This is a genomic window from Chamaesiphon sp. OTE_8_metabat_110 (assembly GCF_031382685.1).
Classification (GTDB): Bacteria; Cyanobacteriota; Cyanobacteriia; order Cyanobacteriales; family Chamaesiphonaceae; genus Chamaesiphon.
In genome coordinates this window covers 1-13,748 of the sequence record NZ_JANMZA010000150.1, presented here as the reverse complement: position 1 = coordinate 13,748, position 13,748 = coordinate 1, and the positions used below count along the sequence as shown (strand labels likewise).

General features: G+C 48.7%; 12 protein-coding genes. 6 read left to right on the top strand and 6 right to left on the bottom strand.

Annotated features, from left to right (window positions below; translation table 11 throughout):
* The first annotated feature begins 84 nt into the window (after positions 1 to 84).
* Complete coding sequence (gene cobM, locus RMO52_RS05580; RefSeq protein WP_309738577.1) at positions 85 to 897, top strand: precorrin-4 C(11)-methyltransferase; 813 nt, start codon at positions 85 to 87, stop codon at positions 895 to 897.
* Here cobM and RMO52_RS05575 read toward each other — a convergent pair.
* The gene (locus tag RMO52_RS05575; RefSeq protein ID WP_310411690.1) at positions 894 to 2,000 is read right to left on the bottom strand and encodes a glycosyltransferase family 4 protein; all 1,107 of its coding nucleotides are present in this window, start codon (positions 1,998 to 2,000) and stop codon (positions 894 to 896) included. The two genes, cobM and RMO52_RS05575, sit on opposite strands and share 4 nt — an antisense overlap.
* A gap of 323 nt (positions 2,001 to 2,323) precedes the next feature.
* On the opposite strand from RMO52_RS05575, the gene RMO52_RS05570 reads away from it, so the two are divergent.
* Complete coding sequence (locus RMO52_RS05570) at positions 2,324 to 3,904, top strand: alkaline phosphatase D family protein (protein ID WP_310411687.1); 1,581 nt, start codon at positions 2,324 to 2,326, stop codon at positions 3,902 to 3,904.
* 17 nt (positions 3,905 to 3,921) lie between these two features.
* Here the strand turns inward: RMO52_RS05570 and RMO52_RS05565 are convergent, their stop codons facing one another.
* From RMO52_RS05565 to RMO52_RS05550, 4 genes are all read right to left on the bottom strand, one after another.
* Complete coding sequence (locus RMO52_RS05565) at positions 3,922 to 4,878, bottom strand: hypothetical protein (RefSeq protein WP_310411683.1); 957 nt, start codon at positions 4,876 to 4,878, stop codon at positions 3,922 to 3,924.
* Between the two features lie 22 nt (positions 4,879 to 4,900).
* On the bottom strand, positions 4,901 to 6,058 hold the full coding sequence (locus RMO52_RS05560) for a glycosyltransferase family 4 protein (protein ID WP_310411680.1): 1,158 nt from the start codon (positions 6,056 to 6,058) through the stop codon (positions 4,901 to 4,903).
* Positions 6,059 to 6,256: 198 nt separating this feature from the next.
* Positions 6,257 to 7,723, bottom strand: a complete 1,467-nt coding sequence (locus tag RMO52_RS05555; protein ID WP_310411678.1) for a DUF4832 domain-containing protein — start codon at positions 7,721 to 7,723, stop codon at positions 6,257 to 6,259.
* A gap of 23 nt (positions 7,724 to 7,746) precedes the next feature.
* Positions 7,747 to 7,935: a hypothetical protein gene (locus tag RMO52_RS05550; RefSeq protein ID WP_310411674.1), complete on the bottom strand. Its 189-nt coding sequence runs from the start codon at positions 7,933 to 7,935 to the stop codon at positions 7,747 to 7,749.
* Between the two features lie 133 nt (positions 7,936 to 8,068).
* Between RMO52_RS05550 and RMO52_RS05545 the strand changes: the two genes are divergently transcribed.
* The 4 genes from RMO52_RS05545 (at position 8,069) to RMO52_RS05530 (ending at position 13,236) form a co-directional block, all read left to right on the top strand.
* On the top strand, positions 8,069 to 9,388 hold the full coding sequence (locus RMO52_RS05545; protein WP_310411670.1) for an O-antigen ligase family protein: 1,320 nt from the start codon (positions 8,069 to 8,071) through the stop codon (positions 9,386 to 9,388).
* A 53-nt stretch (positions 9,389 to 9,441) separates the two neighbouring features.
* Positions 9,442 to 11,367 carry a lipid II flippase MurJ gene (locus RMO52_RS05540; protein ID WP_310411667.1) on the top strand — a complete coding sequence of 642 codons (1,926 nt, stop codon included), beginning with the start codon at positions 9,442 to 9,444 and terminating at the stop codon, positions 11,365 to 11,367.
* Positions 11,368 to 11,708: 341 nt separating this feature from the next.
* Positions 11,709 to 12,824, top strand: coding sequence for a glycosyltransferase (locus RMO52_RS05535; RefSeq protein ID WP_310411664.1), 1,116 nt, complete (start codon positions 11,709 to 11,711; stop codon positions 12,822 to 12,824).
* Positions 12,825 to 12,969: 145 nt separating this feature from the next.
* Positions 12,970 to 13,236: a hypothetical protein gene (locus RMO52_RS05530; protein ID WP_310411661.1), complete on the top strand. Its 267-nt coding sequence runs from the start codon at positions 12,970 to 12,972 to the stop codon at positions 13,234 to 13,236.
* Between the two features lie 88 nt (positions 13,237 to 13,324).
* Here the strand turns inward: RMO52_RS05530 and RMO52_RS05525 are convergent.
* Positions 13,325 to 13,748 (bottom strand): glycosyltransferase (locus RMO52_RS05525; RefSeq protein ID WP_310411658.1); only part of this gene is annotated, 424 nt, incomplete at its 5' end.

Below are 13,748 nucleotides of genomic sequence, written 5' to 3'. Positions count from 1 at the left end.
CAAGACAGAGGGGTTGGGGGTGAGGGCTGAGGTTCGTAAGTTGTACAAACCGGATTTGATGTGGGAGCGTTGTATCATAGCTAAATGAGCGAAAATACCGAGTTGCCATTAGCACAGCACGATCGATCGATCCCGAATGTATATATTATCGGTGTTGGCCCTGGCGATCCAGATTTACTAACTGTCAAAGGACAGCGGATTATTGCTACTGCGGCGGTGATTTTGTATGCCGATTCCTTGATTCCCGAGCGGCTGTTAGAATGCGCCCGCCCAGATGCCGAAATCATCAAAACCAGCGATCGCACCCTCGAACAGATTGTCGAAATTGTGGTCGCCCGCGTCCGCTCTGGCTTAACGATCGCGCGGCTCCATTCTGGCGATTTGACGTTGTATAGTGCGATTACCGAGCAAATCCAGGCTTTTCGGGCGGCGGGGGTATCGATCGAATTAGTGCCGGGAATTAGCGCCTTTCAAGCGGCGGCGGCGAGGATCCAAGCCGAATTAACTGTCCCGGAGATCGTCCAGACGATTATCCTCACGCGTCCGATGGGTAACGCTTCGGCGGTGCCCCAGGCTGAAGATTTGGCGAGTTTAGCCGCTCATCAGGCAAGTTTGTGCCTGTATTTAGCCGCCCGCCACGTCGAGACGGCGCAGGCTCAACTCCTCCAGCATTATCCGCCCCAGACACCAGTTGCCATCTGTTTTCGCGTCGGCTGGGAGGACGAGCAAATCTGGATCGTGCCCCTGACGGAGATGGCAACAGTTACTGCCCGCGAACATCTCGTCCGGACGACGATGTATATTATCAGTCCCGCTTTATCACAAATTGATGGAAATGTCAACCAGACGCGATCGCGCTTGTATCATCCCCACCACCACCACCTCTTTCGTCCCTAACGTCGTCGGCGCGAGATTACTCGATCGATCGCCTCTTGCCAGATCGCCATCACCTGCTCCAACCCAAAGCGATCGAGAATTTGCGGCGCATTTTTCGCTAACTGCTGACGGCGAGCCGGATCGGACATCAGGGCATCCAATCCGGCGACCAACGCATCGACATCCTCAGTTGCCACCAAGACCCCATTAATCCCATCCTCAATAATATCCCGAGGGCCGCTGAGACAATCGGCAGCCAGCACGGGCAACCCGCAAGCCATCGCCTCACACAACGCCATCGGAAAGCCCTCAAATCGCGATGGCATCACAAATAAATCCGCTTGACTGAGGTATTCGCGGACATTGGTGACTAAACCGGGAAAATGAACGCAATCGGTTAATTGCAATCGGGTGCGGAGATCTTCTAATTCCGATCGGAGATCGCCTTCACCGAGGATCGTCAGTTGCCACTCGGGGTATTTAGGTTGAAGTCTGTGAAACGCTGCGAGTAAGAGATCGAAACCTTTTTGAGGATGGAGTTTGCCGATGGCGAGTAAGCTTGGATTGGTCAACAACCGCGTCGTATCCCGGACAGGATCTGGCTGAATGACTGGATTGGGCATCACTATTGTGCGATACCCTTGTTTTGCTGGATAAAATGGCAGTGCATTTTGAGTTAAAACTGTAACTAAATCCGCATAGCGATAAGTCCACTTCATCATGAACTGCCAAATTTTGTTGGCATCATTCGCCCCAGGATAAATATGCTCGCTGACAATCGTTGGCATATTCAACATCGCACAGGCAGCGATCGTATAAACATTGACAGAATTCATAAAACTGATGACCACATCAGGTTTACTGGCAATAATCTCGCGCCGCAATACCGATATCCGCTGCCAAGCGTTGCCAATAGCTGCCAGCACATTTGCCGAATCTCCAGCCACATCTAACGGCTTGAGTTTGATGCGAGCATCTAATGGATAAAAAGGTGGTTTAGTAGGTGAAACTAGTAAAATCAAAGTTACATCCCAACCGTGAGTAACCCAGTAATTTGCAACGATCGACATGACGCGTTCTGCGCCACCACCCCATAATCCATAAATAACTAATGTAACTTTCATCAACGATCGCTCTAATTGCAGCTCTAACAGGGTGTTTATCTTTAAACTTCATTCTAACAGTTTACAGACATTCATCAATTTAGTGCCGAAATTGACTGCTACTTTCGATGTTCTAATGACAAAAATTATTAGTAATCGATCGCGATCGCGCCTAAATATTTAGGTTTTTTAACTTAGGATGCAGGCATAACAATATTGGACTTTTTCGTCGATCGTCGCCAGGTTTTCTTCAGTAATTATATTTATTTGCTCGCCAGCAAAATCGCTTACAATAATGATACATAAATAATGTACGACAAAAAGTAATTACCCAGTGAGGCACTATGGCAAGTCAATCGCGTCGGCAATTTTTGATTCGTTCGACTCTCGCTGGTAGCGGTACGATTGCCGCCAACTTGCTGACCAACGCTAGCTTTATCCATTCTGCACCCGCGATCGTACCATCCGACAAACTGCGTCCTAAAATTTCTTACGGTATCGCGAGTGGGGATATCACTCAGGGTAGTGCTGTCATCTGGAGTCGCAGCAACAGGCCTGCGCGGATGTTGGTAGAGTATGCTGACAATGACACATTCCGCAACTCCAGACAGATCGGCGGGTCAGTGGCATTAGCAGCGAGTGACTACACTGCGCGTCTGACCCTCACCGGACTACCCACTGGGCAGTCCGTCTTCTACCGAGTTCGATTTCAAGATCTAGATGACGAAAAGCTCATCAGCGCCCCCACCAGCGGATCCTTTCGGACAGTTCCCCAAATAGGCAAAGACATCACGTTTGTATGGGGCGGAGATACCGCAGGGCAAGGCTGGGGCATTAATCCTGACTTTGGGGGGATGAGAATTTATGAGGCAATGCGACGACTGAAGCCAGATTTTTTCATTCACTCAGGAGATACAATCTATGCAGACAACCCGATTAAATCTGAGGTTAAACTGGCAGATGGTAAAATTTGGCGCAACTTAGTCACGGCAGAAAAATCTAAAGTTGCGGAAACGATCGCGGAATTTCGCGGCAATTATCTCTATAATTTGATGGATGAAAACGTCCGGCGATTTAATGCGGAAGTACCCCAGCTAGTGCAGTGGGACGACCACGAAATCCGCAATAATTGGTATCCCAATCAAATAATTGAAAATGACGATCGCTACAAGGTCAAAGATGTAAATCTACTCGCGAGTCGGGGCAAACAAGCCTTTTTAGAGTACGCGCCGATTCTGCTCAGCGGGAGCAATCCCACGCAGATTTATCGCTCCTTCAACTATGGCTCGGCACTCGAAATCTTCATGTTAGATAAACGGAGCGAGCGTGGTCAAAATTCCCCGAATCGCCAGCCAAATTCAAGTTCGGAAACAGCTTTCTTAGGCAACCAACAACTGCAATGGTTAAAGCAAAGCTTACTCAATTGCCAAGCAACCTGGAAAGTAATTGCGAGTGACATGCCCGTTGGCTTAATGATTCGCGATGGTGCCAAGGCATTTGAAAATGCTGCCAATGGTAATGGAATGCCCCTCGGACGAGAATTAGAACTCGCTGAGTTATTGCGATTCATCAAATCCAATCAAATTCGGAATGTCGTTTGGCTCACCGCAGATGTACATTATGCAGCGGCGCACTACTACGATCCAAACCTAGCACAGTTTCAAGATTTTTATCCCTTCTGGGAATTCGTGACGGGGCCACTTCATGCAGGTACTTTTGGGCCGAATGAATTAGATAATACTTTCGGCCCACAGGTCAAGTTTAGCAGTGTCCCACCCGGAAGTCCCCAAAACATTCCACCCACTGCGGGACTGCAATTTTTTGGGCGAGTTAAGATTAGTGGTGAGAGTCAAGTGATGACTGTGGCACATCACAATTTAGACGGTAAAAAAGTTTACAGCATCGACTTATCTCCAGAAAAGTAATAGTGGTTAAGTCTCCATTACCGCATGTCAACACAAGCAATACAACGATCGTCATCCGTGCTGACGAAATCGATGTGGTGCATCCCAATGTGGTTACACGACATCGTTCCTAGCTTAAATAAATAATGACTATCTAGGGGTATTTGCGCCTCTATATATGTCGATTTGGTCAAAGACTCGATCGCGATTGCCCTCACATTATATCCATAAGTTTTAGTACAATCTTGCGCGAACCGAACCGGGCGATTGGCAACAATTTGGACTCGACCTGCTGGTCTGGAAATCTCCACACTATCTTTGACGATCGGACTCTGAGGATGCTCTACCCATTCACCCAATAAACTATCGGCATAATACAATTTCATGAGATTGCAGGGGCTGCCTTCTGTCGGTTCGATCCCGACAAACAACCACCAGATATCATTAAAATTGAGGATCGAAGCATCGACAAACCGACTGCCGATCGAGATTTCCTGGACAAATTCCCAAGTGCCTGGAAATTTTTTAGCGCGATACAATCGAATTGAATTTGCCTCACAGGATTCTGGAATCATGTACCAAGTAGATCCAGATTCAAAGACATAGGGATATGAAAGATGAAAGTCTTCAGCGATAATAATCTGCTGATAATTCCAGCGATAACCATCCTGACTGCGCGCAAAAGCAATCTCCCCTTTTTGACTGTGATGATTGAAGACTTCAAAGAACATCAACCACTCATTAGCACCTCTAACTAGAAATGGATCGGCGACAAATGCCGCCACAATATCAGTGACATCGCGGCGAGTGAGTACGGGATTGGTAACTACTGTTGTTGGCTGAAGGTTTTGAAAACTCTGACCTTCATAGATCGAGATCGACCAATTGGATTGTCGATCGATCCAAATTAATTGATTTGCTAATCTTACTGGCAACAGCGCCATGAAGTAATTATAAACGGCAACGATCCTGCCCTTAATCTGAGAAATTGGCATGTGTAATATCGATGAAAATCGGTTAGAGTGACTTGGATGTTCGCTGAGAGTATTGACGACGATAGATCGATTTTTCGATCGCCTCCGTCCAGGTCGCCATCACCCGTTCTAAGCCAAAGCGAGCGAGAACTTGCGGCGCATGTTGGGCCAAGTGGTGACGGCGAGCCGGATCGGACATCAAAGCATCCAATCCAGCGACCAAAGCAGCGATATCCTCAGTTGCGACCAAGACACCATTGACCCCATCCTCAATAATATCCCGAGGGCCGCTGAGACAATCGGCAGCCACCACGGGTAAACCACAAGCCATCGCTTCGCACAACGCCATCGGAAAGCCCTCGATGCGAGATGACAGCACAAATAAATCTGCTTGATGCAGATACTCGCGCACATTGGTCACAGCGCCGGGAAAATGGACGCGATCGGTTAATGCTAGCTGCGATCGCAATTCTTCTAGAGCCGCGCGGTGTTTGCCTTCACCCAGAATAGTGAGCTGCCACTGGGGGTATTTCGCCTGAAGTTGGTGAAATGCCCTCAGCAGCAGATCGAAGCCCTTACAATGTTCGAGCCGACCAACGGCAATCAGACTGGGCGTAGCTAATAATCGGGCTGTCTCGATCGCTGGCGCTGGCGTCAAAATGGGATTGGGAATCGCGATCGTCTGATATCCAGCCGCTGGTGGGTAAAAAGGGATAGCATTCTGAGTGAGGACGGTAACTAGATCGGCATGACGATAAGACCACTTCATCAGTAGTTGCCAAATCCGGTTGATATCGATCGCGCCAGGATAAGTATGTTCGCTGACAATTATCGGTATATTTAAATTCCAGCCAGCAAGGATGGTATGGACGTTGACAGCACTCATAAAACTGACGATAGCATCAGGTTGGCTGGCAACTATCGCTCGTCGCAACACCCTAACCCGCCAACCCGCAGCAAAGATCGCCTCCAGCGGATGGCTAGACTTTGTGGCAATCCCCAGCGACTGAATTTTGACGCGGGGATCTAGCGGGTAAAAGGGTGGTTTAGTCGGATCGACTAGCATAATTAGAGTTACATCCCAACCCTGACCGACCCAGTAGTTGGCGATAATAGACATGACTCGCTCTGCGCCACCACTGCCTAATCCATAAATAACTAAAGTAACTCTCATTGATGTTTGTGATTCAGATAACGGCATCAAATCGCTCTCTCACAGTAGAATATGTAGTATCATACATCAATACTACCTTAAACTAATGTAAAAAATATTACTAGCGTCTTACTGAAAATGGCGTAAATTTAGCAATATTAATGCCGTCGTTGGCGTTGGCGTAGCCTGCCGTAGGCACAGCCTACCGGGGGCAATCGCGACGTTTCGCGTAGATCTGAAGGCGACTTATCTAGTTACCTGAACTGTGCGACGGAGTGAATTAAATCCGGTTTTAGCTTCCCACGTTTGTTCGTTAGCCAAGCGAATCGAGTACTCTGGGCGATTGGCGAGTTTGGGCAGCGGATCTGGGAGGTTTAGCAACAGCTCGTACGTTCCTAACGGTGCCGCCTGGGGAATTTGAGCTTGCACATCCACTGAGATTTTGCCAGCTTGGGGCAGCCAAAATCGCGGATCGTGAGTTTTGCTCCTCGGCTTGAGCAGGGGGAGCCGATAGACCTTGCCACTTTGCCGATGGTGGGCAATCAATTCCAAACCCCGAGGGTTGTAAGGACTGGCATAACCGACGTTTTGAACCGTAAAATTACCAGCTAATGTGCGTTCGCGCTGGATTTGGGCGGGAAATCTGGACTGTAGAAGCTGTAATCGGTAGCCTAGATTGCGGGCAATCCGATCGTAACAGCCTTCTTTGCGCCAGCGATCGAGATCTGGCTCATAAAAATAAGCATTGATGTAACTCCAATGAAATTTAGCTAACTCGGCTTCGGCTGTCGGACAATTACTCCGGTGTTCGGTTGGTGTCACCTGACAAGTCTCGCCCCCGACTGCCATAAATGGCGAAATTTTACTAATATAGCTTTGGAGTTCGGCTGGATTGGGGTAATAAGTGCCCGCATCCGATCGATTGGCTAAAAAACAATCATTATGAAAGCCGACTCGCGCTTGACGGTTGCCATTAAAAGCATTGGTGAGTTTCAGGGGTTGGGGATAGATTGTCCTGAGATCGTGAGGATATCGCATCTGCACCATCCGACTGCTGGGCGTTGCGGCGAGCAGTGCTGCTAAAATTTTAGCTTTGGGCGCGGGTCGATCGAGTCCATTGGCGGAACTATGCCATTCACCCCAAGCACCGATAAAACCACCTTGGATCGTCGCAATGACATCGGCATTCTGCCCCAGGATGGGTTTAAGCTGGTTGATATGCTCGATCGCCAGTTCGAGGCTGGCATCTGGCGATTTTGAGACATCACCGTCTCCTGTCGGAAAATTGTAGCTAAAGCGGGGAATGACTTTGATCCCGGCGGCGCGGACGAGTTGAAATTGTCGATTTAATTGGGCGAGGAAGGTGGCGGGGAGCGGGCGATTGCGGTAGTCATCTAAGCGAATCAAGGCGCGTGAGAGCGAATGACCTTTGCTGCGAACATAGCCAAAGTCGCGACCGCTCATCAGTTCGATATCATTGTGAAATCCCCGCTCGGGATTGAGAAATGCGGCTGAAGTTGCCACATAATTGACGGATTTAGAGTCAATTAGAGTTGTGGGTTTGGGGGCTTTTGCCAAAACTGTTGTCCGCTCTGGGTCGCGACGCTCTGGAGCAGATACTGTGATGCTAGCTAGATCGCTACTACTCGTACAGCCGAGCGGCATCATGGCGATCCAACCGATCGCCCACAGGTAAGAATTCAAACGCTTCATATGTGGTGCTGATTTAGTGTTGTTCAACTACAAAATGTATTGCCGATCGCCAGCTTCAGTAGTGGACTGAGGAAGTCGGCGCTGAATTTGGATCGCCATTTTGCATCGTTTAGCTGATGTCGCTCGTGCCGCACATCAGCTAAGATAGCAGCAAAACATCCAATCGAGCGATCGCCGTTGGCGTAGCCTCTCAGAATGAGAATTGATGCCAAGGGTGCGAACTTTTATGCCAGTTTCAAGTCTAATTCTACTAACTTTATATTAGCAAAATTTTAAGTTAACCTGGTCTTATATGTTACTTACAGATCGATAAGAATCGATCTTAACTATTTATTTATTTATCCGATGTCATCTAACTTATACGAACAATTTGTCGCGCCAAGAAGCAAAGTTAAAATTTTTGCCGATCGATATCAATATATATTATCGATCGTTGCGACTTTTTTGTTTTTCTCAGATCTCCCCGATTACTTATTTGTAGCGCCAGTCATCCCGATCGTGCCACTAGTTTGGATCGGCGCGATCGCTGTTTTAGCGATCCCATTCCTAAAGAAAGCTGCGAATCTACCCAAGCCCCTGCTGGGATGGATGGTTTTTTATCTATTAATTTCACTGCTGTCATTGATGACAGTTAGTGCTGATGAAATATCACTAACTGACTTTAGATCTAAAGTTTTGTCAGTTTTGTTCGTCGTGATGATGTACTCGATTTACCAACAAAAATCGGTAATTCAAGTCAAATATACAATCCTAGTAGTCATGCTGATGAGTGTCGGCAACAACTTATTTGAACTATTAAATCCCCGCGTATTTACGGAAGTCAATGTCGGTCGTCCCGCTGGATTCTATGTCGATCCCAACAAGACAGGCTGCGCTCTAATGTTAGCAATGCTGTTAAGTCTAACTGTTATCAAAAAGCCCTATCGCTGGATTTCAATTTTGGTTGCGGGGATTGGAATTATGGCGACATTTTCGCGGGGAGCCATTCTCGGTTGGGTGATTTGTACCATCTTATTAGTTATCGGTCGAGTGATTTGCGAGCAGCGCCGCAAAGTGCTGTTACCTGCGATCGTCTTCATTTTCTTATTGATATCGCTCAACCCACTCCGGACACTCACAGACTACTTTAAAGGCGATCCCAGCGGTGCTAACTGGGATATCGTCAACAGACTAGAAGAGTTTCAAAACCCTTCGCTCTCAGAAGATTCGGCGCTAGAACGGCAAGCTGTGGCTGCTGGCGGTTGGATCTCTTTTGGTAGAAAACCATTCTGGGGAAATGGACTAGCCTCGACTCGTAAATGGACTGTTTCGGAGGTATCTACCCACAATATGTATCTTTACCACTTGGCGGATAATGGCATTTTGGGAGTGCTATTTTTGCCAGGAGCGATCTTATCAGTCGTCTACCGCAATCGAGGCGAAGAACGGACGATTTTAGTTTGTTTTGTAGTCTTTTTGGGTTTATGGGGACTATTCAGTCATGAGGTGTTAGCCGAACGATATACATTAGCGAGTATGGCGCTACTTGCCGCCATGAATACCAATCAAAAGTGGTATCTCAAACATACGAACCGTAATTTTCAATTGGCACCATCAATGTCACGGACATCATTATATTTACCACCAGCACGCAACCAAAAAATCATTTCCCAAAATCGCGATTAGACCTAGTTAGAATCTAAGTCTGTAGCTTAATCCCCGACCTGAATCAGAAAATAATGAAAATCGCTCGATTGCAAAAAATACCCGAACTATGGAAAAAGCTTAGTAGTGGTTCGATGAATAGTCGGATTTTGGGTGCGGCAATTGTCGTCGGCATGGGAACGATCTTCGTTAAATTACTGGCGATCGTTAAAGAACTAGTTGTTGCTGCCCAATTTGGGACAGCGGATGACCTCGATGCCTTTCTGATTGCGTTAACTATTCCGTCTTTTGTCCTCAATATTATCGCTGGCTCATTTAACTCGGCACTCATTCCCACTTATATCAAGGTGCGAGAGCAAGCCGGGCTAAAGTCAGCTCAGCAACTATTTGCTGGCGCAACAGTCTGGAGTATCGGCTTACTGCTGATTACGACATTGTTGATGCTGTTTAGCATCCCGATTTATCTGCCAGCACTCACCAATGGGTTTAGTGCCGATAAATTAGCATTGACTAACAATCTGCTGTGGGCGATCTCGCCGATGTTGTTACTCACGGGGATTGGTTCGATTTGGGGAGCTGTCCTGAATGCTGGCGAGCGATTTGCCCTAGTGGCGCTAGCACCGACGATCACGCCAGTAGTCACCATTATCTTGTTATTCGGATTGCCGTCTTGGGGCGTATTTAATCTCGTTGCGGGGATGGTTGGCGGTCAACTGCTGGAAATGCTGCTCATTGGCGTATTATTGCAGCGTCAAGGTTTTTCCTTGATCCCGAAGTGGTATGGATTTAACGAGCAGATGCGCGAGGTCGCCAGTCAGTATACGCCAGCAATTGTCGGCTCATTTTTGATGTGTAGCACGGGATTGATCGATCGATCGATGGCGGCAATGTTACCCTCGGGAAGTGTCGCCTCACTCGAATATGGCAGCCGGATGGTGACGCTACCGATTATTATCGCGAGTACGGCATTGAGTACAGCAGTGATGCCCTACTTTTCTAAGATGGTGGCTAGCAATGATTGGCAAAGTATCCGTCACTCACTCAAACACTATTTACTGCTGATTTTTGTGGCGAGTATCCCGTTAACTGGGGCGATTGTCTTATTTTCCGAGCCACTCGTGCGAGTGCTATTGCAACGCGGTTCATTTACGGCTGCTGATACCCAGCTCGTTGCCCAAATCCAAAGTTGCTTCGCGATCCAAATTCCCTTTTATATCGGTTGTATGCTGGTGGTGCGGTTGATTTCCGCCATGCGTAAAAATCAAATTTTGATCGTCGGCTCGGCTTTTAATCTAATTATTAATATCGGTTTAAATTACCTGTTCATGCAATGGCTGGGAGTTGCGGGCATTGCTTTATCGACTAGTTTTGTCTATATATTCTCATTTGGATTTTTGGCGATCTTTGTACTCCGCAATCTCGAACGAGTCGATAGTCTCAGTCTGGATCTCGATCGCCCAGCCCAAATTGCCCAACTAAATCAATCGAAGATCGATCGGATTAATGCCGTCCTCACGCCCGAGCAACAGCAAGTATTTCACCAAATCCAACAGCACCGTCAATCGCCACCACCAAGCCTCGATAGTGATGAATTAGGACTCGATCGTCAAGCCGAACTCAGAGCCATTCGGCAAGCCTATATGCAGCGATTTCAGGCGATCCTCACCCCCATCCAAGCAGCTAAATTAGACGCGATCGCGGGCTGGCAACAGGGGATATCGCTGGCAAAGATCCAGTACCTCCAGTTAACTAGCGAGCAAAGAGCTAGAGTTAGTCAGTTGTGGCACGACGAACGGCACGAGATGAACGCGATCCTCACTCCCGCACAACAAGCTCAAAACCAAGCCAGACACCGCCACCGTCAGGCGATCGAGCAGGGTTGGCACAGTTTGAATCTTTCGCCACAGCAGAAAGCGCAACTGCGCACGATCCGTCAAGAACACAAACAAAAGTTAACTGAAATTTTAACAGCAACAGAGCCAGTAACAAGAAGGGAATAGGGAATAGGGGATAGGGGATAGTTTCAGTTCCAGTAGTGGGACGACACGACTAAAACTGTGGGCATTCAGGGGAGAGTTTCAGTAGTGGGACGACACGACTAAAACTGTGGGCATTCAGAACGCTGAAAAATACAACTAGTAATATGTTTGGCGATCGCTTTACCCACATTTTTAGTCGTGTCGAGCCAGTAGTGTCGAGCCAGTAGGGTGGGCACTGCCCACCAACCAGGTTTCAGGCATAACCTGTTTTATAAATAATCGCACCTACTTACTTAGAATATTTAGCCGCGAACGAATCATCCGGCTGTGGGAATTATTAATAGATCGCTCGTGGAGTATTTATGTTAGAACAAAGAATCGCTTTTTTTCTGCCCAACCTTGCAGGCGGTGGTGCCGAACGCGTCGCCCTCAACTTGCTCACTGGGATGCTCGAACGCGACGGACTCTTGCTAGATCTAGTTGTCGCCGCTACAGAGGGGCCTTATTTAGACCAGGTACCAGAGCGCGTCCAACTGGTAAACTTAGGGACGGGGCGGGTAACTAAGGCAATTCCAGCTTTGGCTCGATACCTGCGCGAATTTCAGCCGTTGGCACTAGTTTCGCATATGAATCATGCCAACATTGCGGCGATCTTGGCGAAAGAGCTGGCACGGAGTAAGACGAAGTTAGTAGTAGTAGAGCATGATACCCTCTCGGCAAGTAAGTCCAGATTGCGGCGCAGTAAATTTTTGCCGCCAATCATGAAGTTACTGTATCCGCGTGCTGATGCGATCGTCGGCGTGTCTCAAGGTGTCGCTGAAGATCTAGATACCCAACTAAATTTCTCGCCCGGAACCGTTAAAACCGTCTACAATCCGGTTGTCGATCGCGAACTGATTGCCAAGGCGCAGGCACTTGTGGAACACCCTTGGTTTGCCCCCGACAGTCCCCCAGTGTTTTTAGCAGTCGGCAGATTGTCACCGCAGAAAGATTTTGCCAACTTGCTTGCCGCGTTTGCACTAGTCCGCCAACGTCACGCCGCGCGGTTGCTAATTTTGGGTGAGGGTGAAAATCGCAGTGCGCTCGAAGCCCAAATCGCCGAACTAGGCATCGGTGCGGATGTATCTCTGCCCGGTTTCGTGCCAAATCCCTATGCTTATATGTCCAAAGCGACGACGTTTGTACTCTCATCCCGCTGGGAAGGATTGCCAACCGTACTGATCGAAGCGATGGCTTGTGGTTGCGCGGTGGTGGCTACCGATTGTCCGTCAGGGCCGCAAGAAATCTTAGCTGATGGTAAGTATGGGTTATTGGTACCGATCGCCGATGCTAGCGCCCTAGCAGATGCTATGCTGCAAACGCTGGAAGTACCAATGAGTAAATCGGCGTCGATCGAGCGGGGTCGGTATTTTTCTGCCGAGCGTGCGGTAGATGAGTATCTGGCGCTGTGCGATTATCGATCGACGATCGAAGTCTGAGTTGTCTTGCTAAGTGTAGCAACCGCCTTGGCGGTTGGGACACAGCGATTGAAATCGCCGCTCGGAATGCAAAGTCCGCCTGTCTTGAAAAGGTGCTCTACTTGCGGCGTTTTTATTCGGGGGTTCCCCCGTCTTGGCGTTTTTTATGCGGGGGGAACCCCCGCATAAAACGCCGCCGAATAAGAAAACGACAAGACAGGGGAAACAAGCGACGTTTGCGGGGGAAGCTTCCCCCGCAAAGCTCGCGCCCCTGTTCCCGCACTTTTCGCTACGCGGACTAATTAATTCAGTCCGCGTAGCGGCTCGCGCTCGTCGGGTTTCCCGACGGTTTAGCGAGACAAGCGGCTCGCTCCGGTCGGGTTTCCCGACCATGGAAGCGAGACAAGACAGACAGGCGGACTTTGCACCATGAGCCGAGACTTCCAGTCTCCAGGCGTTTCCGATCCCGCACTGACGCTAAATCAAGACAACTCAGCCCCGCCGTTGCCGACGGGTTATGACTATGAAACCGCATTATGCCAAACGCTGTTGTACCCTTGCACCATACTTTGTAAGTTGAAGTTCGATTCGATTCGCTGGCGACAGTTGGCTTGTCTGTGAGTCCAGGTCGAACCAGCCGCGCGAGCGTCAATAGCTTGAGAGATCGCAGTTGCCAATTCTGCCGGATGACTCGGCGGCACCACCCAGCCAGTATCGCCGACGAGTAGCGCCGAATCCCCAACGGCAGTCACGATACAAGGTGTCTCACAAGCCATCGCTTCGGCGACCACATTCGGACAGGCTTCACCATAAGCGCTAGAGAGGACATGGACGTCTAAAGCGCTCATGATTGCAGGGATGTCACTACGCATACCGAGCAAGGTAACTCGATCGCTAATGCCATGCTGCTCTAACAATTCTACTAATACTTGATTGTCCGCATCC

Coding starts and splice junctions, on each gene's coding strand:
- RMO52_RS05575 (WP_310411690.1), bottom strand. CDS start 2,000: ATGAAAGTTACATTAGTTATTTATGGATTATGGGGTGGTGGCGCAGAA.
- RMO52_RS05530 (WP_310411661.1), top strand. CDS start 12,970: ATGCGGGGGGAACCCCCGCATAAAACGCCGCCGAATAAGAAAACGACA.
- RMO52_RS05540 (WP_310411667.1), top strand. CDS start 9,442: ATGAAAATCGCTCGATTGCAAAAAATACCCGAACTATGGAAAAAGCTT.
- RMO52_RS05565 (WP_310411683.1), bottom strand. CDS start 4,878: ATGCCAATTTCTCAGATTAAGGGCAGGATCGTTGCCGTTTATAATTAC.
- cobM (WP_309738577.1), top strand. CDS start 85: ATGAGCGAAAATACCGAGTTGCCATTAGCACAGCACGATCGATCGATC.
- RMO52_RS05535 (WP_310411664.1), top strand. CDS start 11,709: ATGTTAGAACAAAGAATCGCTTTTTTTCTGCCCAACCTTGCAGGCGGT.
- RMO52_RS05555 (WP_310411678.1), bottom strand. CDS start 7,723: ATGAAGCGTTTGAATTCTTACCTGTGGGCGATCGGTTGGATCGCCATG.
- RMO52_RS05560 (WP_310411680.1), bottom strand. CDS start 6,058: ATGCCGTTATCTGAATCACAAACATCAATGAGAGTTACTTTAGTTATT.
- RMO52_RS05545 (WP_310411670.1), top strand. CDS start 8,069: ATGTCATCTAACTTATACGAACAATTTGTCGCGCCAAGAAGCAAAGTT.
- RMO52_RS05570 (WP_310411687.1), top strand. CDS start 2,324: ATGGCAAGTCAATCGCGTCGGCAATTTTTGATTCGTTCGACTCTCGCT.